Origin of the sequence: Pseudomonas sp. HMSC066A08, assembly GCF_001813025.1 — a bacterium.
GTDB lineage: Bacteria > Pseudomonadota > Gammaproteobacteria > Pseudomonadales > Pseudomonadaceae > Pseudomonas > Pseudomonas aeruginosa.
Window position 1 is genome coordinate 724,387 of record NZ_KV811348.1, and the last position, 25,183, is coordinate 749,569.

20 protein-coding genes are annotated in these 25,183 nt (G+C 65.3%); 14 read left to right on the top strand and 6 right to left on the bottom strand.

Annotated elements, in window-relative coordinates; genetic code table 11:
* Positions 1-101 precede the first annotated feature (101 nt).
* Together HMPREF2886_RS27120 and HMPREF2886_RS27125 are read right to left on the bottom strand one after the other, a co-directional pair.
* Positions 102-1,025: an alpha/beta hydrolase gene (locus tag HMPREF2886_RS27120; protein ID WP_039027510.1), complete on the bottom strand. Its 924-nt coding sequence runs from the start codon at positions 1,023-1,025 to the stop codon at positions 102-104.
* 83 nt (positions 1,026-1,108) lie between these two features.
* A complete protein-coding gene (locus tag HMPREF2886_RS27125; RefSeq protein WP_033975805.1) occupies positions 1,109-1,921 on the bottom strand; it encodes an AraC family transcriptional regulator in 813 nt (270 codons plus the stop codon).
* A 336-nt stretch (positions 1,922-2,257) separates the two neighbouring features.
* Between HMPREF2886_RS27125 and HMPREF2886_RS27130 the strand changes: the two genes are divergently transcribed.
* From HMPREF2886_RS27130 to HMPREF2886_RS27145, 4 genes are all read left to right on the top strand, one after another.
* Positions 2,258-3,745 (top strand): leucyl aminopeptidase, encoded by a 1,488-nt coding sequence (locus HMPREF2886_RS27130; protein ID WP_057388928.1) that lies wholly within the window; start codon positions 2,258-2,260, stop codon positions 3,743-3,745.
* Positions 3,742-4,170, top strand: a complete 429-nt coding sequence (gene holC / locus HMPREF2886_RS27135) for a DNA polymerase III subunit chi (RefSeq protein ID WP_033974159.1) — start codon at positions 3,742-3,744, stop codon at positions 4,168-4,170. The genes HMPREF2886_RS27130 and holC overlap by 4 nt, the downstream gene beginning before the upstream one ends.
* A gap of 11 nt (positions 4,171-4,181) precedes the next feature.
* A complete protein-coding gene (locus tag HMPREF2886_RS27140; protein ID WP_043547775.1) occupies positions 4,182-4,550 on the top strand; it encodes a hypothetical protein in 369 nt (122 codons plus the stop codon).
* A gap of 120 nt (positions 4,551-4,670) precedes the next feature.
* Positions 4,671-7,523 (top strand): valine--tRNA ligase, encoded by a 2,853-nt coding sequence (locus HMPREF2886_RS27145; RefSeq protein WP_033975810.1) that lies wholly within the window; start codon positions 4,671-4,673, stop codon positions 7,521-7,523.
* Positions 7,524-7,569: 46 nt separating this feature from the next.
* Here HMPREF2886_RS27145 and HMPREF2886_RS27150 read toward each other — a convergent pair whose 3' ends face one another.
* From HMPREF2886_RS27150 to HMPREF2886_RS27155, 3 genes are read right to left on the bottom strand one after another with little or no spacing between them, the layout of a single operon-like run.
* Complete coding sequence (locus tag HMPREF2886_RS27150; RefSeq protein WP_003129589.1) at positions 7,570-7,920, bottom strand: hypothetical protein; 351 nt, start codon at positions 7,918-7,920, stop codon at positions 7,570-7,572.
* A 34-nt stretch (positions 7,921-7,954) separates the two neighbouring features.
* Positions 7,955-8,254 (bottom strand): hypothetical protein, encoded by a 300-nt coding sequence (locus HMPREF2886_RS34445; protein ID WP_128688647.1) that lies wholly within the window; start codon positions 8,252-8,254, stop codon positions 7,955-7,957.
* Between the two features lie 7 nt (positions 8,255-8,261).
* On the bottom strand, positions 8,262-14,912 hold the full coding sequence (locus HMPREF2886_RS27155; protein WP_256562584.1) for an FG-GAP-like repeat-containing protein: 6,651 nt from the start codon (positions 14,910-14,912) through the stop codon (positions 8,262-8,264).
* A gap of 511 nt (positions 14,913-15,423) precedes the next feature.
* Here HMPREF2886_RS27155 and HMPREF2886_RS27160 point away from each other — a divergent pair.
* The 10 genes from HMPREF2886_RS27160 (at position 15,424) to rlmF (ending at position 23,603) form a co-directional block, all read left to right on the top strand.
* Positions 15,424-15,651, top strand: coding sequence for a helix-turn-helix domain-containing protein (locus tag HMPREF2886_RS27160; RefSeq protein WP_052151814.1), 228 nt, complete (start codon positions 15,424-15,426; stop codon positions 15,649-15,651).
* 80 nt (positions 15,652-15,731) lie between these two features.
* On the top strand, positions 15,732-16,004 hold the full coding sequence (locus HMPREF2886_RS27165; RefSeq protein WP_052151810.1) for a hypothetical protein: 273 nt from the start codon (positions 15,732-15,734) through the stop codon (positions 16,002-16,004).
* Between the two features lie 70 nt (positions 16,005-16,074).
* Positions 16,075-16,212, top strand: a complete 138-nt coding sequence (locus HMPREF2886_RS35105) for a hypothetical protein (RefSeq protein WP_228478472.1) — start codon at positions 16,075-16,077, stop codon at positions 16,210-16,212.
* Positions 16,170-16,610, top strand: coding sequence for a LysR substrate-binding domain-containing protein (locus HMPREF2886_RS27170; RefSeq protein WP_242490384.1), 441 nt, complete (start codon positions 16,170-16,172; stop codon positions 16,608-16,610). The genes HMPREF2886_RS35105 and HMPREF2886_RS27170 overlap by 43 nt, the downstream gene beginning before the upstream one ends.
* A 68-nt stretch (positions 16,611-16,678) precedes the next feature.
* Entirely contained in the window at positions 16,679-17,473 is a 795-nt protein-coding gene (locus HMPREF2886_RS27175) for an alpha/beta fold hydrolase (RefSeq protein WP_052151807.1), read from the top strand.
* 328 nt (positions 17,474-17,801) lie between these two features.
* The gene (locus tag HMPREF2886_RS27180; protein WP_003100588.1) at positions 17,802-18,779 is read left to right on the top strand and encodes an ABC transporter substrate-binding protein; all 978 of its coding nucleotides are present in this window, start codon (positions 17,802-17,804) and stop codon (positions 18,777-18,779) included.
* Positions 18,780-18,862: 83 nt separating this feature from the next.
* Positions 18,863-19,753, top strand: coding sequence for an ABC transporter permease (locus HMPREF2886_RS27185; protein ID WP_003092881.1), 891 nt, complete (start codon positions 18,863-18,865; stop codon positions 19,751-19,753).
* Between the two features lie 2 nt (positions 19,754-19,755).
* Positions 19,756-20,550, top strand: coding sequence for an ABC transporter ATP-binding protein (locus HMPREF2886_RS27190; RefSeq protein WP_003092883.1), 795 nt, complete (start codon positions 19,756-19,758; stop codon positions 20,548-20,550).
* A gap of 118 nt (positions 20,551-20,668) precedes the next feature.
* A complete protein-coding gene (locus tag HMPREF2886_RS27195) occupies positions 20,669-22,501 on the top strand; it encodes an SLC13 family permease (protein WP_003092885.1) in 1,833 nt (610 codons plus the stop codon).
* A 91-nt stretch (positions 22,502-22,592) separates the two neighbouring features.
* The gene (gene rlmF / locus HMPREF2886_RS27200) at positions 22,593-23,603 is read left to right on the top strand and encodes a 23S rRNA (adenine(1618)-N(6))-methyltransferase RlmF (protein WP_058179199.1); all 1,011 of its coding nucleotides are present in this window, start codon (positions 22,593-22,595) and stop codon (positions 23,601-23,603) included.
* 106 nt (positions 23,604-23,709) lie between these two features.
* On the opposite strand, the gene HMPREF2886_RS27205 is transcribed toward rlmF, so the two are convergent.
* Positions 23,710-25,080: an ADP-ribosyltransferase gene (locus HMPREF2886_RS27205; RefSeq protein WP_033972164.1), complete on the bottom strand. Its 1,371-nt coding sequence runs from the start codon at positions 25,078-25,080 to the stop codon at positions 23,710-23,712.
* Positions 25,081-25,183 lie beyond the last annotated feature (103 nt).

Sequence of the window (25,183 nt, forward strand, 5' to 3'; positions counted from 1 at the left end):
TAGCCGGCATTATCCTGCGATTCGGCGGGCCTGTCACTGCGCAGGCCGAACCAAGAGCCCGATAGACCGTCGAGGCGAACGCTCGTTCAGCGCTTGCCGATTTATTCAACGACTGTCGCTGGCTGCTCGCCTCGCTCTCCGAGATGACGGACGAACCAGTCTGCCGCGGCCTGGCTGGTGGCGTCGAAATGCTCGATGTACGGCGTGAAATGGCCGCCGGCGAGCATCAGCAGCCGCTTGGGCGGCAATGCCCGCTGGTAGGCCTCCAGGCAAAGGTCCGTGGGCGTAAGCAGGTCCCGGTCGGCAACGATCATCAGCAGCGGCGTGGGGCTGATCCGCCCAATGTGAATGCCCGGCTCGTTCTCTCGCGCCAGCTCGGCGCTACGCAGGGTCACCCGGTTGCACCAGTTCGGCGCCAGCGCCGCGCTGTCGGTGAAGAACCGGTGGGCGTCCGCGCCGGCCATCGCGCAAGGCTCGTCGGGGCTCGCGGCGACCGCCGGCAACAGCGCCGGCGGCAAGCCCTCGAAACGCCGCTGGCGGTCCGCGTCGAAGCTTGCCAGCAATGCCGGCAACTGCTCGGCGCGGGTCCGGCGCAACGCCGAGGCATGGCCGCTGACGGTCGGCACCTGCGCCACCACGCATTTCACCCGCCGATCCAGTGCGGCCACCTCCAGCACATGTCCGCCGCTGTAGCTGGTTCCCCAGATGCCGATGCGGCTGGCGTCGACCCGGGCCTGGGCACCCAACCAGGTGATCGCGTCGCGATAGCCGCGGCGCTGCATCACCGGATCGATTTCCTGGCGCGGTTCGCCGTCGCTGTCGCCGAAGTTCGGGTGATCGTAGAGGAGCACGACGAAGCCGGCTGCGGCGAATACCTCGGCGTAACGGTCCAGGTACTGCTCCTTCACCCCGGAAAAACCGTGCGTCATGACGATCGCCGGCCGCTCGGCACGCGCCTCCGGCAAATACAGCCAGCCGCGCAGGGCGACACCCTCGGAGCGGAATTCCACGTTCAGTCGTTGCATGCTTGCCTCCCGGGGCAGTCGTCTGGAAACGGGCCCAGCATAGGAGTCCTGCCGCGTCGGCGCCGTCCGCCAACGGACGAAGGCTACGCCGAATCGGACAAGGCGAAGTAGCGGCTCGGCGTGCTCCCGGTCAGGCGTCGGAACATGGCACTGAATGCACTGGGCGTCTGGTAGCCGAGATCCACGGCGATCCGCGCCACCGCTTCGCCGGCCGCCAGGCGTGGCAGCGCGGCGGCCAGGCGCACCTGGTGGCGCCAATGGACGAAGGTCACTCCCAGTTCGGAGAGAAACAGCCGTGCCAGGGTCCGCGAGGACGCCCCCACGCAGCGCGCCCACTCCTCCAGCCCGCGAGGGTCGGCGGGGTTCTCCAGCAGCGCCTGGCAGATTCTTCCCAGGCGTCGGTCCGCGGGGTCGGGCAAGGCCAGGGGCTGTTCCCGCGACCACTCCAGTTCGTCCAGCAGCACCGCCATCAACCGCCCCTCCCGGCCGCGCTCGTCGTACAACAACGGCAGGCCGGCGGCGCGCACGATCAACTCGCGCAACAATGGGCTGACCATCACTCCGCGCGGCCCCCGGGGGAATTCCGGCGGGCAGGACTGCGGCCGGACATAGACGGTGTGCAAGCGGACCTCGCCGCGCGCCAGCATCGCGTGCGCCATCCCCGCCGGCATCCATACCGCGCGCTGCGGCGGGACCAGCCACAGCGTGCGACCGACATGCAGTTCGATCACGCCCGACAGGGCATGGATCAACTGCGCCCGCTCGTGCCGGTGCTCGGCGACCACGAAACCCGCCGGGAAGGTCTTGGCCATGACCCCGAGCGGCCGGCCGACTCGCTGGTAATCGCGCGGATCGGTACTCCTGGCGGGATCCGCGACTGGTTTGCTGGCGGGCACGGTGCGACTCCTGCGGAACGAAACGTTCATTATAGGGACGCGGCATGGCCGCGGGTTCCCATGCGTACACAGTCGTGCCAGACACGCCGCAGTTGTGCGACCATGTGCGGCAACGGCCGGGAGGCACCGCCAACCCGGCTCCGGCGCTGTAGAACCTCGGTTGCCATCCTCGGCATGGAACGACCCCCGCCGCAACGACTAAGCTGTCGCTGCCTGCGTCACCGCCCCGGCGGCGACCGTCAGTCCTCGGGACGAATCGTGCTCGGAACAATCGCTTACCGCTAACGGATGCCGCCCCTTGCGCCATCCCGACTGTCTGTATTGGGGACCTCTTCCATGGAATTCCTTGTTAAAAGCGTACGCCCGGAAACCCTGAAAACCGCCACCCTGGTGCTCGCCGTAGGCGAAGGCCGCAAGCTCGGCGCCAGCGCCAAGGCGGTCGACGACGCCACCGGCGGCGCCATCAGCGCAGTGCTCAAGCGTGGCGACCTGGCCGGCAAGGTCGGCCAGACCCTGCTCCTGCAGAGCCTGCCCAATCTCAAGGCCGAGCGCGTGCTGCTGGTCGGCGCCGGCAAGGAGCGCGAACTGGGCGACCGCCAGTACCGCAAGCTGGCCTCCGCCGTGCTGTCGACCCTCAAGGGCCTGGCCGGCGCCGACGCCGCGCTGGCCCTCGGCGATCTCGCGGTGAAAGGCCGCGATGCCCATGCGAAGGCGCGTCTGCTGGTGGAAACCCTGGCCGATGGCCTGTACGTGTTCGATCGCTACAAGAGCCAGAAAGCCGAGCCGCTGAAACTGAAGAAGCTGACCCTGCTCGCCGACAAGGCCGACAGCGCCGCCGTCGAGCAGGGCAGCAGGGAAGCCCAGGCCATCGCCAATGGCATGGCCCTGACCCGCGACCTCGGCAACCTGCCGCCGAACGTCTGCCATCCGACGTTCCTCGGCGAGCAGGCCAAGGGCCTGGCCAAGGAGTTCAAGGGCCTGAAGGTCGAGGTCCTCGACGAGAAGAAACTGCGCGAGCTGGGAATGGGCTCGTTCCTCGCCGTCGCCCAGGGCAGCGACCAGCCGCCACGGCTGATCGTCCTGCAATACAACGGCGCGAAGAAGGACCAGGCCCCACACGTGCTGGTCGGCAAGGGCATCACCTTCGACACCGGCGGCATCAGCCTCAAGCCGGGCCTGGGCATGGACGAGATGAAGTTCGACATGTGCGGCGCCGCCAGCGTCTTCGGCACCTTCCGCGCGGTGCTCGAACTGCAGTTGCCGATCAACCTGGTCGGCCTGCTCGCCTGCGCCGAGAACATGCCCAGCGGCGGAGCCACCCGTCCGGGCGACATCGTCACCACCATGAGCGGGCAGACCGTCGAGATCCTCAACACCGACGCCGAAGGGCGCCTGGTGCTATGCGACGCACTGACCTATGCCGAGCGCTTCAAGCCGCAGTCGGTGATCGACATCGCCACCCTCACCGGCGCCTGCATCGTCGCCCTGGGCAGCAACACCTCGGGCCTTATGGGCAACAACGAAGCGCTGGTCAGGCAACTGCTCAAGGCCGGCGAGTTCGCCGACGACCGCGCCTGGCAATTGCCGCTGTTCGACGAATACCAGGAACAGCTGGACAGCCCGTTCGCCGACATCGCCAACATCGGCGGGCCGAAGGCCGGCACCATCACCGCCGGCTGCTTCCTCTCGCGCTTCGCCAAGAAATACCACTGGGCGCACCTGGACATCGCCGGCACCGCCTGGATCAGCGGCGGCAAGGACAAAGGCGCCACCGGCCGCCCGGTTCCGCTGTTGACCCAGTACCTGCTGGAACGGGCCAAGTGACCCGGGTCGATTTCTATGTGATCCCCAGCGCCGATCCGTCGGCGCGCCTGCAGGTCGCCTGCCGCCTGGCCGAGAAGGCCTGGCGGCAAGGCATGCGGGTCTACCTGCATTGCGCCGACGAGGCGCAGCGCAGCGAGTTGGACGGCCGCCTGTGGAGCTTTCGCGGCGAGGCCTTCATTCCTCACAGCCTGGCCGAGGAAGACGCCGAGGCGCCCGTCGCCCTGGGCCTGGGCGAAGCCCCGGGGAACCACAGCGACCTGCTGATCAACCTGACCCTCGAGGCCCCCGGCTTCGTCCCGAACTTTTCGCGGGTGGCCGAACTGGTGGTCGAGGAGCCGGCGATCCGCCAGGCGGCACGGGATAAATTCCGCTTCTACCGGGAGCAGGGCTATCCTCTACAGGACCATCGCCTGCCGCGTATCTGAAGTGCACGACCATGGACAGCCACAAACCGACACAACCCCCGGAGCAGTTGCTCGATGATCTGGAGTCGATCCACGACCTGCTCTACGAACGCAACGAGCCGCCCTTGCTGACCGAATCCTTCGAGCCGGACAACATTCCCCTGCTCTCCGACGTCGTCTCCCCCGGTACCGCCCCGCGCGCGCCAGAGCCGCAGGCCGCGGCATCCATCACGGAGAGGCTCGCGCCCGCCGAACAGGAGCGCCTGGACGACGAGTTGCGAGCCTCCGCCGAACTGATCCTGCAGGAAGTCATCGACGACTTCGCCCCGCAGATCGAAGCCGAACTGCGCCGCCGCCTGCAAGCCCGCCTGGGTCGCCTGCTCGGCCAACGCAACGGCTGATCCGGACGCGGCGGGCGTCCGCCGCGGCCCGCGGCCTTACCCCCGGGCCGCCATCCCCGCTATACTCCCGGACTTTCTTCGCATTTTCCCCAGCCATATTCAGCTTTGGTCCCCTTTCGCATGGACAAGACTTACCAGCCGCACGCCATCGAGACTTCCTGGTACGAGACCTGGGAGTCCAACGACTACTTCGCTCCGAGCGGCGAAGGCCAGCCCTATACCATCATGATCCCGCCGCCGAACGTGACCGGCAGCCTGCACATGGGCCATGGCTTCAACAACGCGATCATGGACGCGCTGATCCGCTACCGCCGCATGCAGGGCCGCAACACCCTGTGGCAGCCGGGCACCGATCACGCAGGCATCGCCACCCAGATGGTGGTGGAGCGCCAGCTCGGCGCCCAGGGCGTGAGCCGCCACGACCTCGGCCGGGAGAAGTTCTTGGAGAAGGTCTGGGAATGGAAGGAACAGTCCGGCGGCAACATCACCCGGCAGATTCGTCGCCTGGGTTCCTCGGTGGACTGGTCGCGCGAGCGCTTCACCATGGACGACGGCCTCTCCGAAGCGGTCAAGGAAGCCTTCGTGCGCCTGCATGAAGACGGCCTGATCTACCGCGGCAAGCGCCTGGTGAACTGGGACACCAAGCTGCACACCGCGATTTCCGACCTGGAAGTGGAAAACCACGACGAGAAGGGCCACCTCTGGCACCTGCGCTACCCGCTGGTGAACGGCGCGAAGACCAGCGAAGGCCTGGATTACCTGGTGGTCGCCACCACCCGTCCGGAAACCCTGCTGGGCGACGCCGCGGTCGCGGTGCACCCGGAAGACGAACGCTACGCCAGGCTGATCGGCCAGTTCGCCGAACTGCCGATCGTCGGCCGGCACATCCCGATCATCGCCGACGAGTACGTCGACCGCGAATTCGGCACCGGCTGCGTGAAGATCACCCCGGCCCACGACTTCAACGACTACGAAGTGGGCAAGCGCCACGACCTGCCGCTGATCAACATCTTCGACAAGAACGCCGCGGTGCTGGCCCAGGCCCAGGTGTTCCACCTCGACGGCAGCGTCAATCCGAACCTCGACCCCAGCCTGCCGCAGAGCTACGCCGGCATGGACCGCTTCGCCGCGCGCAAGGCCATCGTCGCCGAGTTCGAGGCCATGGGCTTGCTCGAGAAGGTCGACGACCACGCGCTGAAAGTACCGAAGGGCGACCGCTCCGGCACCGTCATCGAGCCCTGGCTGACCGACCAGTGGTACGTCAGCACCAAGCCGCTGGCCGAAGACGCCATCGCCGCCGTGGAAGACGGCCGTATCCAGTTCGTGCCCAAGCAGTACGAGAACATGTACTTCTCCTGGATGCGCGACATCCAGGACTGGTGCATCAGCCGCCAGCTCTGGTGGGGCCACCGCATCCCGGCCTGGTACGACGAGGCCGGCAACGTCTACGTCGGCCGCGACGAGGTCGAGGTGCGCACCAAGCACAAGCTCGGCAACGAGGTCGAGTTGCGTCAGGACGAAGACGTTCTCGACACCTGGTTCAGCTCCGGCCTGTGGACCTTCTCCACCCTCGGCTGGCCGCAGCAGACCGAGTTCCTCAAGACCTTCCACCCCACCGACGTACTGGTCACCGGCTTCGACATCATCTTCTTCTGGGTCGCGCGGATGATCATGCTCACCATGCACCTGGTGAAGAACCCCGACGGCACCCCGCAGATCCCGTTCAAGACCGTCTATGTCCACGGCCTGGTGCGCGACGGCCAGGGCCAGAAGATGTCCAAGTCCAAGGGCAACGTGCTCGACCCGCTGGACATCGTCGACGGCATCGACCTCGATACCCTGCTGCAAAAGCGCACCAGCGGCATGATGCAGCCGAAGCTGGCGGAGAAGATCGCCAAGCAGACCCGCGCCGAATTCCCCGAAGGCATCGCCAGCTACGGCACCGACGCCCTGCGCTTCACCTTCTGCTCGCTGGCCTCCACCGGCCGCGACATCAAGTTCGACATGGGCCGCGTCGAAGGCTTCCGCAACTTCTGCAACAAGATCTGGAACGCCGCCAACTTCGTCATCGAGAACACCGATGGCCAGGACACCGGGGTCAACGGCGAGCCGGTCGAGCTGTCCTCGGTCGACCGCTGGATCATCTCCCAGTTGCAGCGCACCGAGCAGGAAGTCACCCGCCAGCTCGACGCCTTCCGCTTCGACCTGGCCGCCCAGGCCCTCTATGAGTTCATCTGGGACGAGTACTGCGCCTGGTACCTGGAGCTGGTCAAGCCGGTGCTGTGGGACGAGAACGCCCCCATCGAGCGCCAGCGCGGCACTCGTCGCACCCTGATCCGCGTGCTGGAGACGGCCCTGCGCCTGGCGCACCCGTTCATGCCGTTCATCACCGAGGAAATCTGGCAGCGCATCAAGGGCCAGGCCGGCAAGGAAGGTCCGACCCTGATGCTGCAACCCTGGCCGGTGGCCGACGAAGGCAGGATCGACGCCGCCGCCGAAGGCGACATCGAGTGGGTCAAGGCGCTGATGCTCGGCGTACGGCAGATCCGCGGCGAGATGAACATCTCCATGGCCAAGCGCATCGACATCATCCTCAGGAACGCCTCGCCCAGCGACCACCGCCGCCTGGCCGACAACGAGCCGCTGCTGATGAAACTGGCCAAGCTGGAAAGCATCCGCGTGCTGGAAGCCGGCGAGGAAGCGCCGATGTCCGCCACCGCCCTGGTCGGCGACATGGAAGTATTGGTGCCGATGGCCGGCCTGATCGACAAGAGCGCCGAACTGGGGCGCCTGGACAAGGAGATCCAGCGTCTGGAAGGCGAGGTCAAGCGCGTCGGCGGCAAGCTGTCCAACGAAGGCTTCGTCGCCAAGGCCCCGGCCGACGTGATCGAGAAGGAACGCGCCAAGCTCGCCGAGGCCGAACAGGCCCTGGCCAAGCTGGCCGAGCAACGGCAGAAGATCGCCGCGCTCTAAACACTCTCGCCAAGGTACGGGGCTGCGGCCTCGTACCTTTCTCCCCTCAGGCGCCGCTGTCTATCTGCGCCGAAGTGATCTGGCATACCGCGTTCACCGTGGCGCTGGCCGAATAGGCGATCTCCGGCAGTTTGTTCTGTGTGGCCTGGGCGCTCAGCATCAGCGACAGCATGGCCTTGCCGGCATCGGTATTCATCGGCGGCAGGCGCATCAGGCCAAAGCCGCAATCCGCCGCTCCCGGCTTGCTGACGATGAAGCCCCAGCCTCCACCCGGAGAATTCGCGTCCACCATGAAGCCCACACGCATGATGGTGACGTTGTTGACTTTCTTGTCGATGGCGTGGGCTGAAGCTGATACGAGCACCAGCAACAGAAATATAGCTACCTTCTGCCTCATATAACCTCCCCAGAAACTCTCACCCGAGAGACAGTCAAAATATTTCTTTAACCACCCCCTTTCCTACAACACGGTCCAACTCCCTAATCTCAAAAACATCCCCAATCCTTATTTCGCTACCGAAGAACTCCCAACTAGCAAACTTTATTTTCGCCATAACAGTCTTCCCAGGATAGAGAACCTTATCATCAGGGTAGGTGTGAACCCCGCTAACAAGATACTCCACCTGATGAAATTTATGATGAGGAGAATACCCACTCACAACCCCTTTAACCTTAGGCATAGGAACTTCAACAGACAGTTCGATCAACGCCAACACATCGTATCGCTTCATAAAGCACCTAAAACTCATGATGAATTGATCTTACACTTCTATTGAGCAACTCCATACCCCCCTCTTTAACGGTTACTACCCCGCTCTTGAAAATAAATGGATCAATCTGCCCATGACTTACCTCGAACCCTTTAAGAGCAGACTTATCCACAACAGCCTTAACCACTGCCGAATAGTCAAAGTTAGTATTCGCATAAGTTAAAACCTCATTTAGGTTCATACCAAACTGCTTCATCTCGTTCCCCTCATATCTAAGAGAGAACTTTCCAGAATCCATTATGCTATAAAACTCCTCAGGCCCAACCGCCCTATATAAATATACACTCTCACTCTCTACAACCTTCGTCACCCTACCTGCAAGATTAAAGCTCTTGACTGCAGAAAAACCTGAGGAAAATATAAAACTTCCTATATCAAACAGCCCCGCACCGGCTCGCTGATCCAGACTTTTATATGCAAGAAGGTCATCATACCCAACCCCAGAAATTTTCCGAGACAGGGTATTATTTGCATAGTACTGAAAGCCACCAACCAAAGGGTTCAACCATGATGTCGCTTGGGCAGCTGACATGAATCCCTTGAAAGTTCCCAAGCCAAAATCAAAGCCACTTTCAGGAAGATTTAGCTTCCAAGCATTACCCAGCAACAACCAACTATCATCTATAATTGGCGAGTACCAATATCCTCCCGTTGAAATGTCCTCCAACGCATACCCCGTCGGGTCTACACTGGCGAATGGATTGTTCCAACCATAAGAATACCGGTTGTAGGCCTGTGCATTGGCCGTATCCTGATAGACGATATCGGCGCTGAGGAACCGCCCGATCACCGGGTCATAGACCCGCCCGTTCATATGGACGAGCCCGGACGCCTCCAAGTGCTCGTGGCCGGTGAAGCCACGCCGGGTGGAGGTGGCGGTGGGTTGGTTGCCGTTGTCCTTCCAGTCGGCGCCACGGTGTTCGCCGAACGCGGCGAAAGACTGGCGTTCGCTGACGGCACCGTTGGCGTCGAGCAGGATTTCCACCGAGCCGAGCGCATCGCGCAGCAGGTAGAGCTTTTTGACGGCGCCCCCTTCCTTGCGCAGAATCAGGTAGTCGCCGACGTAGGCGTCCTGCCAACTGCGCCCGCCGTCGTTGACCTCCTCGAAACGCCCCTCGTCCAGGTAGACAGAGGTGCGCTCATCCACCGTCTGCAGGTAGCGCTTGCGCTCGGGATCGTAGGAGAAGCGGCTGAGGCTGGAACCGGCGGAAATTTCCACGGGTTTATCGAACGATGCGTACTTGACTTGTCGCCCCGGCCCGCTGAGCTGGTTGCCGCGAGCGTCATAGCAATACGTCCCGGCGCTGGTGCCGCGCACGGCGTGCGGTCCGGGCTGGGCCACCCCGCCGCGACCAGCGCAGAGCTGCTGCTCGGCGCTCGAATAGCTGCCGTAGCGATAGGCGCCGACACCGCTCTTGCCGGTCAGGTTGCCCAGGGCGTCGTAGGTAAAGTCCTGGACCACCTGTGTGCCATCCAGGGTCCGCGCGCTGCGCAACAGTCGATTGAGGTCATCGTAGCTCAGCACTTCGCTGTAGCCGCGGGCATCGCTGCGCTCCAGCAGGTTGCCGAGGCCATCGTAGCGGTAGCTCAGGCTCTGCAGGACACTGCCGCCCTTGCTCGCCTGGATGCGCGTCAACCAGCCGGTGGCGGGCTGGTAGTCGCGCTGGCTTAGCACACCGTTGCCGTAGCTTTCGCGAACGATCTGGTCGCGGGCGTCGCGAGCCTGGATCTGCCGCAGCGTCGTCCCGGCGCCGTCCTGCTCCCCAGCGGCGAAGCCGTATCCATTGTAGAGATGGCGCAGCACCTGGCCGTTGGCCAGGGTGGTGCTCGCCAGGCGGCTGAAGCCGTCGTAGCCATACGACTCCTGGTAGCTGCGGGTGACACCGTCGACTTCGATATCCCAGCCTCTCGCCTTCAACCGCGCGAGATCGTCGTAGAGCAGCGCCTGGCGATAGCCCGGCCCGGCCACGCCGACCAGCTTGCCCAGGCTTTTCGTTCCCGTGTCGTACTGCCAGCGCGAAATGCTGGCCTGGCCGCCCAGGCGGTCGGTCTGCTCGAGCACCCGGCCGAGCAGGTCGTACTTGCGCTCGGTGCGACTGCCGTCGCTGGCGGTACGCACCAGGGCCTGACCCAGGGCATCGTACTGCACGCTTTCCTGGCCGCTGTTCGGGTCGAAAAGGCCGGTGCGACGGCCCGCCGCGTCGTAGCTCATGCGGATCTCGCTGCGGCTGTCGCCGGCGACCTGGGTCCAGGCCAGGTTGCCGTCGGCGTCGTAGCGGTAGCGAACGGACACCTGGCCGGCGCTGCCCAGGGCATTGGTACTGAGCACCAACTTGCTGCGCGCATCGTATTCGCGGCGCTCGGTCAGGCTCCTTCCGTCGTAGCCGAGGCTATATTGCTTCCAACTGCCACCGGCGGCGCGAGCGCCGTAGCTGTAGCTGATCCGCGCACCGCTGGGCAACTGCCGGGTCAGCGGCCGGTCCTGGGCGTCCCAGGTGGTCTGCAGGACGGTCGCCGCCTCGATGTAAGGCTCGGTAGTCGAACGCTGCCGGCCCAGCGCGTCGTAACTGTTGTCGACATTGATCCAACGACCGTCGAAGGCCTGGCGACGGTCGCGCAGGACCCGACCGAAGCCATCCAGGTACTGCCAGCGTTCCGCCGCGCCCTGCTGGCTGCCCCTGACGGTACGCGTGCGCACGGCTACCTTGGCGCCGCTGGCACAGATCGCCCGGCTGCCGCAAACCAGATAGTCGGTGGCGAGCAGGCTACCGTCGGCGAAGCGGCGCAGGGTTTCCCGGCCGAAGGCGTCGTAGAGATAACTCTCGGCCAGGCCGTTGGCGTCGACCTTGCTGGTCGGTTGGCCGCGGGCCGCCTCGTAGGCGAAGCGCTCGACATGGCCGAGGGCATTGGACCGAGTGCCCGGCCAGGGCCCCTGGTAGGCGCCGAACTGTTCGCTGCGCGCAGCCAGTCCGGCGCCGCTGGTGGTAATCCGGACGATCCGGCCGTTGCCATCGTAGCTGTATTGACGGGTGATCTCCGCGCCCGGTGCGCCACTGAAGGACGTTTCACTGGCCGGCGCCAGGGTTCCCGGTTTCGCGCTGCGCGCCTGCACCCGCGACTTGCTGTCGCCGTCGCCGCTGGTGCTTTCGGTCTCGCGGGTGACGAAGCCGATCAGCCAGAAGGCGCCGTCATTGCTGTACTGGCGTTGCACCACCCGGCTGTGCAAGGCCCCACCGGCCAGGCTGGCGGCGGTTTCCTCGGTTACCTGGGTGGGATTGCCGTAGCTTTCGTCCATCACCACCTTGCGCCGCGTGGCGCTGACCGGCGCGCCCTGGTCGAAGCGTTCCTCGTTGGACTGGGCCGGGTAGACGAAGAAAGACTTGCCGGCGATGGTCGCGGCGGACTTCCACTGGTTCTGCTGACGCGCCACGAGTTTTCCGGCGAGGCTGGTTTCCTCTTTGTCCAGGCGCCCGACGAAGGGGAAGTCCTGGCGCAACACCTTCACCTGGGTGCGCCCGCGTGCCAGGTCGCGAACCTCCATCTGGCGGAAACCGAGGAAGCCGCGGCCGAGCAGGTCCAGTCGCGCCCCCTGATAGAGATACTGGTAGTCGCGCGTGCCGCCGATACCGTCAGCGACCCGCAGGCGGCTGACCACCGGTCTGGGAATATTCAGCGAAACCTGGGGGAAGGCGCTGACCTGCGGCGTATGCACGGCGGGATCGTTGAGCCGGGCGTATTCGATGCCGAGGCTGTTGCCGCTGCCGGCGTCGATCCGACTGAGCAGTTCCGGCGAGCGTCGGTTGTGCAGGAACGCCCGCCAACGGATGCTGCGCCTGAGCGGCTCGACGACCAGGCTGCCGCCGACCAGCACATCCTGGAAACCGTCGCCGTTGACGTCCGCGACGAACATCTCGTAGGGGTCGACCAGCAGGCCTTCCGGGCTGAAGCCGCAGTTGGCGGCGGTCTGGTAGTACAGCCAACTCGCCGACTCGCGCCCGGCGGCATCCGGCGCGGTGTCCATGATCCGCTTCCAGACCGCCAGGGCATCCTGGCAACTCTTGTCCAGTTGCGTCGTCGAGGTTGCCAAACGGCGGCTCAGCGGAACCCCGGAGTCCAGTTCCTCGAAGCCGTTGCCGGTAAAGCGGAGCAGACCGAAAGTGCCCGAAGCGCGGGGGTAGAGGATTTCCTCGCGACCGTCGCCGTCGTAGTCGACGGCCTTGGCCGCATAGTCCTGCAGCGAGGCGCGGAACCGGTAGACCGGCAGCAGTTGGGTCGCCGACAACGCGGTGCCCAGGCGCTGGAATAGTCCGCTCGACAACGGGCCGCCGGTATTCAGCAACAGGTCGACCTTGCCGGAGGCATTGGGCACCAGGTAGTCCATCTGCCCGTCGCCGTTGACGTCGGCAGTCAATGCCCGCGCCAGGTCGATGCCGAGATCGACCATCGCCGCCGACGCCATGCCACTGCCACCGCGCCATATACCCGCCACCAGCTTGCCGGCCTTGCCACCGGCCAGGCGTACGCCGCCTCCGGGATCGTTGCCCCAGAAGGAGAACCAGCCGTAGTCGGTGGTCTTGAAGCCGCTGAGCAGAGTACTCCGGGCGAAGGACGGGCTGGTGCCGGAGCGGTTGAGGTACGCCACCCAGTTGCCATTGATCGGCAGGAACAGGTCGAGCGAGCCGTTCTGGTCCAGATCCGCCACCAGCGGCGCGTAGGTGGCGAAGCCGGTGGAGCCGCCGGCCAGAGAATAGACGATGCCGTTGGGACCGGCGGGCGGGGCGGTCCAGGCATCGCCCAGGGCGACCACGCCGCTGCCGGTGTACAGCATCCACTGCATGTCGGCGTTGACAGAGTTCGGATCCTTTTTCATGCGCAGGAAGAGAATCTCGTCCTTTCCGTCGCCGTTGAAGTCCATGCGCGTCAGGGAAAACAGCGGCGTATTGCCCGTGTCGTACAGCAAGCGCTCGGTCAATCCACTGCCGCCAAGACTCAGCGCCTTCAGCCTGCCCATGGTCGCGCTGATAAGGGCCTGGCGACCGTCACCGTTGAGATCGGCGGGGACGAAGCTGGCCTGGCTGAGCAACACGTAGTCGAACTTGTCCAGTCCGGCGGACTCCGCCGTCCCGGTGTAACCATAAACTCCCGCCAGATAGTCGAAGGCGACCGGACTCAGGCATTCCTTGCCGGCGCTGCCCCAGGCGCAACGCTGTACCTGCTTCAGGCGCACCTTGCTGGCGTCGCCCTGGGTGCGCTCGTAGGCAAGCTCGGTACGAAACAACTGCTGCGCGGCAGGCCCTCGCACGGCGACCGCGGTCAGCACATGGGTGGCACTGGTATAGCCACCGGCGAAATAGCGCGGCACGCTGCGCAAGGCGCCGGCGTATTCGAAGGACACCCGGTTGCCGGAATAGAGGATTTCGCTGGGAATCAGGCTGTTGGCGACCAGGTAGCGGTATTCGATGCCGTTGCCGAAGCGGTCCTTCGCCGAACTGATGCCCCATTGGTAGGGGATCGTCGCGCCCTGGGCCTTGATCGCTGCCGCTCCGCCATAGGTGAGGATCCGGCCATCACGGGTGCGCACCTCGAAGCCGAGTGAGGCGCCACTGCCGCTGGCCTGAATCCGCGCGAAGCTGTCGATCTCGGTGCGATAGACGCTGCCCGGCTTGAAGTACTCGCCGGACAGCAACTGCAGGCGCATCCCGTCCAGGCACAGGCGATCCGAGTCCAGCAGGCCGACCTGGCGGTTCTGCCCATCCTGGGCGATGCTCGCCGGACAGCGCTGGATCGACGACAGTCCGGCCAGGCTCCAGCCCTCGCCCAGCACTCCGTCCCCGCCCCCCCGGACCAGCGCCAGCTCGGGTTGCAGCCCGGCGATCCCCGGCGGCAGTTCGAGCGGGTAACGGTAGTCCACCCCACCGTCGCCCCCCACACCCGCCTGGGGGGCCTGCAGGTTCAACGCGGTGAAGGCTTCCGCGGCCTTGCCCAGCACCACGCCGGGAAGCGGAGTGGGCACGCTCAGGTAGCGGGCCACCAGTTGTCCGCCGGCATCGATGAACAGCGTGCTCTGCCCCTGGGTCGGATGGCTGATGCGAATGCTGGTGCCGCCGTTGCCCAGCCAATCGCCAAGGACGAAACGAGCGCCGGCGTCGAAGCCGATCTCGGTGCCCAGGCCGGTACCGCTGGCCACCTGCAGCACGCCCTGCGCGGAAGGGTTACCGCTGACGATCAGCAGCGAATCGCTGGAATGGTGCGGCTGCAGGATCAGGTCGAGGATGCCGTCGCGATTCAGGTCGCCGATGAAGCTCTGGTAGGGCGCCGCCGTCCAGGCCACCGCGTTCAGGTTCGCCGCCGGCGGATCGTAGAGCGCGCTGTAGCTGGCGCCGTTGCGCAGCAGGACGACATTCTTCAACGCCGGCAGGAGTGGAATCGGCGTAGCCAGCTCGCTGCCCAGCACGACTACCGACGTGACTGCCTTCAGGTAGATGTCCGACTGGCCGTCGCCGTTGTAGTCGCCGCTGTAGACGCGGACGTTCGCCGAACGCCAGCCCGCGGCGGGAGCCTCCCCGGCCATGAGGCAGATCGCCAGGACAGCGATCCAGGTAATCCAGCGCCCCGACATGTTTCCCCCAGAGTCCGCCCCCATGGCAGACGTGCAAAACGGGTGGATGGCGCCCCTCCGCTCTTGCGGGGGAAGCATGCGTCCTTGCAGTTCCAGGGATGTTTATCACAGGGCCATCATCGAGAAACACAACTTTGGTTGGGCGGCAGCGCTTACTGGATCGCATTCGGAACTTTCCGTCACGCGTCTTCCATGCAGGACATATCGCACCGGCGCCAACATTCTTCCTCTCCTCCCGCGACTCGCAGCGCCCACCCAGCGTGCCGACCCTCGCGCCTCCCGCGGAAGCGCTCGGGCTTCGGCGCTCGTTCAGCATTCCAGAACCTCTCGTTCGTGGTTTGGCGGCTTACCGTGCAGGACCTGCGCATAGAATCCGCCGCAACCCATGCACCTTTCATGAACCGGCGTGCATACCGGCGGCAACGGAAAAATCGTTGCTTCGGCCTGAGCGGAAAATGGAATCCGGGATATTCCACGACCGAATCGAGAGCGGTGGAATACCAGCGAAAAGATGAAAGCACCCAATGCCACTCTGGATCAGTGGAGAACCCTGTATGCCGTCATCGAACACGGCAGCCTGGAAAAGGCCGCAGATGCGCTGTATCGCTCGCAGTCGGCGGTCAGCTACACCCTGAGCAGATTGCAGAGCCAGCTTGGCGTTTCGCTGCTGCGCAAATCCGGACGGCGTACCGTGCTCACCGAGGCGGGCTGGCCCTGCTACCCCACGCGCACAAGCTGATCGAACACGCCAACGAAATCGAGGTAGCCGCTAGTCATATTCAGGCGGGCTGGGAACCGCAGGTTCACCTGGCGGTGGATATGGCCTATCCGCGCGCGCAGTTGTTGCAGATCCTGTTCGACTTCCTGGCCGATCGCTTCGTCTACGACCTGCAGCTCCATGAGAGAATGCCGGCATCGGTCGCCAAGGCCCTGAACCTGGGGCAAGCCAGCATCGCCATCAGCAGCCGGGCGATCCCCGGCCGCACCGGCCTCGCCTTCGACAGCATCGAACAGACCGCCGTGGCGCCCCCGCCCATCCATTGCTTCAGCTCGGGCGGCCGCCGGCACGACAGGACCTGGACGCGCACCTGAAACTCTCGGTCATTGAGGAAAACTTCGGTCACGGCAGTCCGCAGCCGGCAGGACCGAACTGGCGGTACGCATGGGTCGCCTGGAGGACTCCTCGCTGGTCGCCCGGATCATCACCGACAACCATCACCTGATCTGCGCCAGCCCGGCTACCTCGAACGCCACGGCGTGCCCCGGCATCCGGAAGACCTGCAACTGCATGACGGCCTGATGTACTACAACCGGGAAGCCAACGGTTTCTGGAAACTGCCGTACAACGGTCGCCAGGAGTCGTTCCGCATGCGCATCCGCACCGATTCCGGCCATCACTTGCTGGAAAGCGCCAAGGCCGGCATCGGCATCGCGATCCTGCCCACCTTTCTCGCCTCCGACGCCCTGCTCGCCGGCGAACTGGTGCCCATCCTGCTGCCCTGCTCGCCCTCCGGCGGACACATCTCGGTGGTCTACCGCAAGACGATCAGGACGCCGCAGAAGATCCTCGCCCTGAGCAGCTTCCTCGAAGAGGAAATCGGCCATTCCGCCCCTGGGACCGGGCCCTGGCGCAGCGAGGGCTACTTTACTGCACCCGGAAGATCGGGAAAGCAGAACCCCCGGTTCCCTTTTCCGTGACTGTTCGCCCCACGGAAAGCCGGAAAGAATTGATCACCCTCCCTTTCCCCGCTACGGAGAGCATTTCGATGCCAAGCGTCTCAAGAGGCGACATAGAACTCGTTTTCGATATCCAGGGCCAAGGCCCCGACCTGCTGCTGATCGCCGGTACCGCTTCGGACCGGAGCCTGTGGGCGCAAGTACGCAGCGAACTGTCGCGGCACTTCCGGACCATCGCCTTCGATAACCGCGATGCCGGGCAAAGCAGCATCTGCAGCGGCGCCTACACCCTTCAGGACCTCGCCGAAGATGCGCGGACCGTGCTGTCGGCGGCGGGCGCTGCGCAAGCGCACGTCATGGGGCACTCGCTGGGCGGCATGATCGCCCAGGAACTGGCCCTGCTGGCCCCCGAGCGGGTCGCCAGCCTGACCCTGGTCGACACCACGTCGCGCCTGGGTACCTACATGCAGGCGGTGATCTCGATGGCGCTGGACTGGTGTCATGCCATCGAGGACCGCGAACTGCTGGTCCGCTCGCTGTATTTCCTCGCCCTCGGCGAAGAGGCGATCCACAACGACGCCCTCGGCCAGATCGCCGCCAGCCTCGCCGACGGCGCGCCGGGGCAGCCGAAGGAAGCCCTGATCCGCCAGTGGGAAGTCGACCTGACCGTCGATACCTATGACCGGCTGGAGCAGATCCGCGTGCCGACCCACGTGGTCTGGGGCGTGCAGGACAAGATCATTCCCGAGGTCCATCAGTTCGAGTTGCTGGACAAGATCGTCGGCTCGAAATACACCCGTCTCAAGCACTCGGGACACTGCCCGATGATCGAGACCCCGGTTGCCTTCACCGAGAAAGTACTGCAGTTCTTCCACGAGCAGTGATCCGAACGGCATCCGCCAGCCAACCACCGCCCGGCACCCGCCAGGCGGTTCGCCCCGACGCCGGGGCGCATCCCCCTCCGCCAGCGTCGGCGCCTCGCCATCCCGCAACGCTCATGGCCGCGCCCAGGCCACGGCACGCCTTTCGCCCGTACCGACGCACGTCGCTTACTCCCGGGCAGCTTGCACACGCGGTAATCCCACCGTAAGAAAAAACATCAAACCTGCTGACGACTTGCGCGAAAAATGCGATGTTTCGGCCACGCTGTACCCGCACCGCCCAATCAGAACAATTCGCTACAGCGCGCCAATACAATCAGGAGATCGCCGCATGATGCAGGCCTATAAGAATAAATGGTTGCCCCTCAGTGCCCTGGCCCTTGGCATGGCCCTGTCCTTCGGCGCCAACGCCGACGAGCAGAAGTCGGTGGCCGTGACCGCCATCGTCGAGCACCCGGCGCTGGACGCCGCTCGCGACGGGGTCAAGGAGGCCCTCCAGGAGGCCGGCTACGAAGACGGCAAGAACCTCAAGTGGCAGTACCAGAGCGCCCAGGGCAACACCGGCACCGCCGCGCAGATCGCCCGCAAGTTCATCGGCGACAAGCCCGACGTGATCGTCGGCATCGCCACCCCGTCGGCCCAGGCGCTGGTGGCCGCGACCAAGAGCATCCCGATCGTCTTCAGCACCGTCACCGATCCGGTCGGCGCGCACCTGACGCCGAGCTGGGAAGCCTCCGGCACCAACGTCACCGGGGTTTCCGACATGCTCGCGCTGGACAAGCAGATCGAGCTGATCAAGAAAGTGGTGCCGGGCGCCAAGCGCATCGGCATGGTCTACAACCCGGGCGAAGCCAACTCCGTGGTGGTGGTCAAGGAGCTGAAGGAACTGCTGCCGAAGATGGGCCTGAGCCTGGTCGAAGCCTCGGCACCGCGTTCGGTGGACGTCAGCTCGGCGGCGCGCAGCCTGGTCGGCAAGGTCGACGCGATCTACACCAACACCGACAACAACGTAGTGTCCGCCTACGAGGCGCTGGTCAAGGTCGGCAACGACGCGAAGATCCCGCTGATCGCCTCCGACACCGACAGCGTCAAGCGCGGCGCCATCGCCGCCCTCGGCATCAACTACAAGGAGATGGGCAAGCAGACCGGCCGCATGGTGGTGCGCATCCTCAAGGGCGAGAAGCCGGGCGAGATCAAGCCGGAGACCAGCGACAACCTGCAGCTGTTCGTCAATCCCGGGGCCGCGCAGAAGCAAGGCGTGACCCTGTCCGACGAACTGCTCAAGTCAGCCGCGGAAGTCATCAAGTAAAAAAAGCGGCCGCCGGTCGCGGGCGTCTCGCCCGTGGCCGGACGGCACGATAATCCTGCCTTCACGCACTCGGTTACGAAGTCATGTCTCTGTTTTCCCTGTTCGGTGCCCTGGAGATCGGCCTGATCTTCAGCCTCGTGGCACTCGGCGTGTTCATCTCCTTCCGCCTGCTGCGCTTCCCCGACCTCACGGTGGACGGCAGCTTCCCGCTCGGCGGCGCGGTCTGCGCGACCCTCATCGCCCTTGGCTGGGACCCGTACAGCGCGACCCTGGCGGCTACCGCCGCCGGCGCACTGGCCGGGCTGGCCACCGGCCTGCTCAACGTCAAGCTGAAGATCATGGACCTGCTCGCCAGCATCCTGATGATGATCGCGCTCTACTCGATCAACCTGCGCATCATGGGCAAGCCCAACGTACCGCTGATCGCCGAGCCGACGTTGTTCACCCTGCTGCAGCCGGAATGGCTCAGCGACTACGTGTTCCGCCCCCTGCTGCTGGTGTTCATCGTGATCGCCGCGAAGCTGCTGCTGGACTGGTTCTTCACCACCCAGAAAGGCCTGGCGATCCGCGCCACCGGCTCCAACCCGCGGATGGCCCGTGCCCAGGGGGTCAACACCGGCGGCATGATCCTGCTCGGCATGGCCATCTCCAATGCGCTGGTGGCGCTGGCCGGCGCGCTGTTCGCGCAGACCCAGGGCGGCGCCGATATCTCCATGGGCATCGGCACCATCGTCATCGGCCTGGCCGCGGTGATCGTCGGCGAGAGCATCCTGCCCTCGCGCCGGCTGATCCTGGCGACCCTCGCGGTGATCCTCGGCGCCATCGTCTACCGCTTCTTCATCGCCCTGGCGCTGAACAGCGATTTCATCGGCCTGCAGGCCCAGGACCTGAACCTGGTCACCGCGGTGCTGGTCACCGTCGCCCTGGTGATCCCGATGATGAAGAAACGCCTGCTCGGCAAGAAGGGAGCCTGACCATGCTCAGCGCGAAGAACCTGAAGATCACCTTCAACCCCGGCACTCCCATCGAGACCCGCGCCCTGCGAGGCCTTTCGCTGGACATCCCGGCCGGCCAGTTCGTCACCGTGATCGGCTCCAACGGCGCCGGCAAGTCTACCTTCCTCAACGCGGTCTCCGGCGACCTGCCGATCGACAGCGGGCAGATCCTGATCGACGACGAAGACGTCACCCGCAAGCCGGTCTGGGCCCGCGCCAACCGCGTCGCGCGAGTGTTCCAGGACCCCATGGCGGGTACCTGCGAGGACCTCACCATCGAGGAGAACATGGCCCTGGCGCAGCGTCGCGGTGCCGGTCGCGGCCTCGGCAGGGCGGTGCAGGCATCGATGCGCGACGGTTTCCGGGAAAGCCTGGCGACCCTCGGCCTCGGCCTGGAGAACCGCCTCGGCGACCGCATCGGCCTGCTCTCCGGCGGCCAGCGCCAGGCCGTCAGCCTGCTGATGGCGGCGCTGCAGCCGTCGCGCATCCTGTTGCTCGACGAACACACCGCGGCGCTCGACCCGCGCACCGCCGACTTCGTCCTGCATCTCACCGCACGGATCGTCGCCGAGAAGAAACTCACCACCATGATGGTCACCCACAGCATGCGCCAGGCGCTGGACGTGGGTGAGCGCACGGTGATGCTGCACCAGGGCCAGGTGGTGCTGGACGTCTCCGGCGAGCAACGCAAGGGTCTCGACGTACCGGACCTGCTGGCGATGTTCGAGAAGGTGCGCGGCGAGAAGCTCGCTGACGACGCCCTCCTCCTCGGCTGACAGCGCCGCTGCGCCTCTTCGCTGCGAAGCGGGGAGGCGCCGCCGACCTGCAGCAGATCAAGGCGCGATCCGCGTCCGTCTGCCACACTCGCAGGCATCCTCCCGCTCAGATGCCCGCATGAACCTCGAACTGCTCTGGGTGGTCGGCCTGCTCGCCACCACCGTCGCCCTCTTCATCCACAACCGCCTGCGCCTGGACGTGATCGCCCTGCTGGTGATCATGGCCTTCAGCGTCAGCGGAACCCTTACCCTCAACGAGGCCCTGGCCGGCTTCAGCGATCCCAGCGTGATACTGATCGCCGCGCTGTTCGTGATCGGCGAAGGCCTGGTGCGTACCGGGGTGGCCTACCAGGTCGGCGACTGGCTGATCGCCCGCGCCGGCAGCAGCGAAGCGCGCCTGCTGGTACTGCTGATGCTGGCGGTGGCCGGGTTGGGCTCGGTGATGAGTTCAACCGGGGTGGTGGCGATCTTCATCCCGGTGGTCCTGAGCATCGCCGCCAAGCTGAAGATCCCTCCGGGCCGGCTGATGATGCCGCTGGCCTTCGCCGGTCTGATCAGCGGCATGATGACCCTGGTCGCCACACCGCCGAACATGGTGGTCAACAGCGAGCTGGCGCGCGAGGGTCATGCCGGCTTCGGCTTCTTCGCCTTCACCCCGATAGGCCTGATGGTGCTCGCCATCGGCGTGGCCTACATGCTGCTCACGCGCAACTGGCTGAACGCCGCCAGCCCGGCGGAAGTCGGCGCGCCGAAGGCACGGCGGACCCTGCGCGACCTGATCCGCGACTATCGCCTGGCCGGCCGCGAACGGCGCCTGCAGGTCCAGCTCGGCTCGCCGTTGATCGGCAGCACCCTGGAAGAACTGCAACTGCGCACCCGCCTGGGCGCCAACGTGGTCGGCCTGGAGCGGGTACGCAAGTTCCACAGCGAGGTGGTCAAGGTCGGCGGCAGCACCGAGCTGAAGGCGGGCGACGTGTTGCTGCTGGACGTCTTCGCCCCTCCGGAGGACATGGACCGGCGCTGCGCCGAGCTGAACCTGGTGCGCCTGCCGTTCCGCGCCAGCTACTTCATCGACCAGTCGCGGGAGGTCGGCATGGCCGAGGTGACCCTGCCGCCGGACTCCACCCTGCTCGGCAAGAGCGTCCTGGAGCTGGGCTTCCGTTCGCAGTACGGGCTCAACGTGGTCGGCCTGCGTCGCGACCACGAAGCGCTCACCGACGGCATGCTGGAAGAGAAGCTGCGCCTTGGCGATACCCTGCTGGTGATCGGCGCCTGGAAGGCGATCCGCCAGTTGCAGGGACGCAACCGCGATTTCCTGGTGCTCAGCCTGCCGGCGGAGATCGACGAGGTGGCGCCGGCCCTGAGCAAGGCGCCGCACGCCCTGCTCAGCCTGGCCGTGATGGTGGCGCTGATGGTCAGCGGAGTGGTGCCCAACGTGGTCGCGGCACTGGTCGGCTGCCTGTTGATGGGCCTGTTCCGTTGCATCGACATGGACGGCGCCTACCGCGCCATCCATTGGCAAAGCCTGGTCCTGATCGTCGGCATGCTGCCCTTCGCCCTGGCCCTGCAGAAAACCGGCGGTATCGACCTGGTGGTCTCGCTGCTGGTCGACGCCCTCGGCGACGCCGGCCCGCGCGTGCTGCTGGCCAGCCTGTTCCTGCTCACCGCGGCCATCGGCCTGTTCATCTCCAACACCGCTACCGCGGTGCTGATGGCGCCGATCGCCATCGCCACCGCCAACCAGATCGGCGCCTCGCCCTACCCCTTCGCCATGGTGGTGGCGGTGGCGGCCTCGGCAGCCTTCATGACGCCGATTTCCTCGCCGGTGAACACCCTGGTGCTGGGCCCTGGCCAATACCGCTTCGGCGATTTCGTCCGGATCGGCGTGCCATTTACCCTGCTGGTGATGTTCGTCTGCGTGCTGGTGATTCCCTGGCTGTTTCCATTGTGACCGGGCCAGGAGCGCGCCGCTCGGCAGAAACACTGGCCAGCCTCCGGCGGATGTGAATAATGCCCGCCTCGCCGTCACGGAAACCGAGAACATGCCCCGCCCGACCAGCCCGCATCCCGACGCCGAGCGCAAGAGCGCCAGCCCGCTGCACCCGCGCAATCGGCACCTGGGACGCTACGACTTTCCGCGCCTGATCGCCGGCAGCCCGGAACTGGAGCGCTTCGTCATCCTCAATCCGTACGGCAGGCAGAGCATCGACTTCGCCGATCCGGCGGCGGTGAAAGCCTTCAACCGCGCGCTGCTACAACAGTTCTACGACGTACGCGAGTGGGATATACCCGATGGCTACCTGTGCCCGCCCATTCCCGGTCGCGCCGACTACCTGCACTACCTGGCCGACCTGCTCGGCGCCAGCCACGATGGCCTGATTCCACGCGGTCCCGGCTTGCGTGCGCTGGACGTCGGAACCGGAGCCAACTGCATCTACCCGCTGCTCGGCCACCACGAATACGGCTGGCGCTTCGTCGGCGCCGACATCGACCCGCAATCGCTGGCCTCGGCCGCTGCGATCCTCGCCGCCAACCCACGTTTCGCCGCTGCCATCGAGTTGCGCCGGCAGCCTGATCGCAGGCAGATATTCCAGGGCCTGATCGGCGTCGACGAGCGCTTCGACATGACCCTCTGCAACCCACCCTTCCACGCCTCGCTGGACGAAGCCACGCGCGGCAGCCGGCGCAAGTGGAAGAACCTCGGCAAGCTCGACCCGACCCGTACCCTGCCGCTACTGAACTTTGGCGGCCAGGGCGCCGAGCTGTACTGCGAGGGCGGCGAAGCGGCCTTCCTGGCCGGCATGGCCGAGGAAAGCCGGGCATTCGCCACGCAGGTGTTCTGGTTCACCACACTGGTATCCAAGGCGAGCAACCTGCCGAACCTCCAGGAGCGCCTGAAGACGTTGGGCGCCAGCGATATCCGCGTGGTGGACATGGCCCAGGGGCAGAAGCAGAGCCGCTTCGTCGCCTGGACCTACCTCGACAAGAAGCAGCGCCGGGCCTGGCGCAAGGAGCGCTGGAACGCAGCCCCCCTGGAACCGCTGAGCGAATAACCGGAGCGCCTCTCCGCCTGACGCCGCTACCGCCCGCGGAGCGCGACGAAAGCACGAACGGACACCCCAGGGTGTCCGTTCGTGGCGTCTTTCCTCTATGGACCGATCAGGCCAGATCGAGGCCGCGCATCCTCAGGCGCACATCCTGCTCTTGGGCCTCGCCTGAACGTTCCGGCTGGGTTGCCAGGTCGAGAGCATCGAGCAACCCCTGACTGTGGCCACTCTGCTCTCCCAGAGCCGCCTCTTCGAGGACCCGACGGGTCACTCCCTGCTCATCGCTGGCGCTCAGCAGCACGCGCATGTCGGTCTCTTTGTTGTAGAGGATTTCTTTTTCATTCTTGTAGTTCGATATCTCGCTGACATCGATTCCGGACCTGCCGAACACGGTGGATATCGTGCCCTGCCCGAAGCTCCTGGCGACACCGGGGTTCAGGGAGGTGGAGAGATAGCCGTTGTCGTGGCCAACCTGGCCCTCTTCCACGGTGTTGAAGGCATCCCCGCCACGGGTGCCACGGAAAGTCTTCACGACCTGTTCCGCCTCTCCGCTCTTTTCGAAGGCCGCGGACATGCCCTGATCAATCAGCTTCTGCCCCGCATCCAGCTCCTGCCCCTGACGCAGAGCGCGATTCAGTTCCGCGTAGTGAATGCCGGTATAGAGGCCGAGCGCCATCACTTCGGCGTCGCTATGGATACCGCCAGGCTGTCTGCCCAGGTACTTTTCCGCATCCGCCCCGAACCGCTTCACCAGGCCATCCGCCAGCGTCTTGTCGGCCGATACTCTGCTGACCTCGCTCTCTACCGCTTGGCGCAACAGTGCGACCTCGCTCATTACCTGATGCAACTGGTCGGTAATTTCGCGCCGCAGTTCCGGGCTTGCGTCGAGCACTAGTTGACTCGCGGCACCGCCGGTGGTGCCCCACTGCTGCAGCGCGATCCCACCGACATTCCGCTCGAGCAGGCGGGCGGCCTGGGTACGGGAGTCCTCGATCTGGCTGCCGGCGCGAATGCCGGCCAGGGCGGTGGTCAGCGAACGCAGCGCCCCATCGCCGCTGGCCAGGCGGGAGTGGTCCCGGGTCAGTCCTTCCGCTGTCAGGGTCGCCAGTTCGCTCGCCTTGTCGAGTCCCTTCAAGGTCATGGGCAATGCCTGTTGCAGCACCATCTGCTTGAACACGACGGGCGAGGACATGAGCGCAGGCTGCGCATCCTGGCTGGGCTGCGGCACCTGGGTCGCAGTATGGGCAGGGGAGCCCAGCAGCTTGCCCACCCATTCGATGATGGCCAGGAAAGGACGGGCGAGCGCGGCCCCCAGGCGAGCAAGCAGTCCCTCACCCTTCGGCACATCCTGACGCTGGGCCAGTTGCTGCACGTCGCTGGGGGTGGCTACCTGGCGGGCCTCGATCTGCCCCAGGCGCCCACTGGCAGCCTGGGGCAATTCAGCGACGAAAGACGGACTCTGCTGATGAGATTGAATCTGCATGACGATTGCCTTCTTCTGATTTTTCCCCGCCAGTCTAGGAAGGGGATAAGCCTCCGCCTATCAGGATCGGCCGCCGTTTTTTCACTGATATCGGCCGGGATAA

Bases quoted from the DNA above. Each gene is read 5' to 3' on its own strand.
- HMPREF2886_RS27175 (WP_052151807.1), top strand. From the start codon at position 16,679: ATGCCAAGCGTCTCAAGAGGCGACATAGAACTCGTTTTCGATATCCAG.
- HMPREF2886_RS27145 (WP_033975810.1), top strand. From the start codon at position 4,671: ATGGACAAGACTTACCAGCCGCACGCCATCGAGACTTCCTGGTACGAG.
- HMPREF2886_RS27130 (WP_057388928.1), top strand. From the start codon at position 2,258: ATGGAATTCCTTGTTAAAAGCGTACGCCCGGAAACCCTGAAAACCGCC.
- HMPREF2886_RS27185 (WP_003092881.1), top strand. From the start codon at position 18,863: ATGTCTCTGTTTTCCCTGTTCGGTGCCCTGGAGATCGGCCTGATCTTC.
- HMPREF2886_RS27150 (WP_003129589.1), bottom strand. From the start codon at position 7,920: ATGAGGCAGAAGGTAGCTATATTTCTGTTGCTGGTGCTCGTATCAGCT.
- HMPREF2886_RS27190 (WP_003092883.1), top strand. From the start codon at position 19,756: ATGCTCAGCGCGAAGAACCTGAAGATCACCTTCAACCCCGGCACTCCC.
- HMPREF2886_RS27120 (WP_039027510.1), bottom strand. From the start codon at position 1,025: ATGCAACGACTGAACGTGGAATTCCGCTCCGAGGGTGTCGCCCTGCGC.
- HMPREF2886_RS27155 (WP_256562584.1), bottom strand. From the start codon at position 14,912: ATGTCGGGGCGCTGGATTACCTGGATCGCTGTCCTGGCGATCTGCCTC.
- HMPREF2886_RS27165 (WP_052151810.1), top strand. From the start codon at position 15,732: ATGGCCTATCCGCGCGCGCAGTTGTTGCAGATCCTGTTCGACTTCCTG.
- HMPREF2886_RS27195 (WP_003092885.1), top strand. From the start codon at position 20,669: ATGAACCTCGAACTGCTCTGGGTGGTCGGCCTGCTCGCCACCACCGTC.
- rlmF (WP_058179199.1), top strand. From the start codon at position 22,593: ATGCCCCGCCCGACCAGCCCGCATCCCGACGCCGAGCGCAAGAGCGCC.
- HMPREF2886_RS27140 (WP_043547775.1), top strand. From the start codon at position 4,182: ATGGACAGCCACAAACCGACACAACCCCCGGAGCAGTTGCTCGATGAT.
- HMPREF2886_RS34445 (WP_128688647.1), bottom strand. From the start codon at position 8,254: ATGAAGCGATACGATGTGTTGGCGTTGATCGAACTGTCTGTTGAAGTT.
- HMPREF2886_RS27205 (WP_033972164.1), bottom strand. From the start codon at position 25,080: ATGCAGATTCAATCTCATCAGCAGAGTCCGTCTTTCGTCGCTGAATTG.
- HMPREF2886_RS27180 (WP_003100588.1), top strand. From the start codon at position 17,802: ATGATGCAGGCCTATAAGAATAAATGGTTGCCCCTCAGTGCCCTGGCC.
- HMPREF2886_RS27160 (WP_052151814.1), top strand. From the start codon at position 15,424: ATGAAAGCACCCAATGCCACTCTGGATCAGTGGAGAACCCTGTATGCC.
- HMPREF2886_RS35105 (WP_228478472.1), top strand. From the start codon at position 16,075: ATGGGTCGCCTGGAGGACTCCTCGCTGGTCGCCCGGATCATCACCGAC.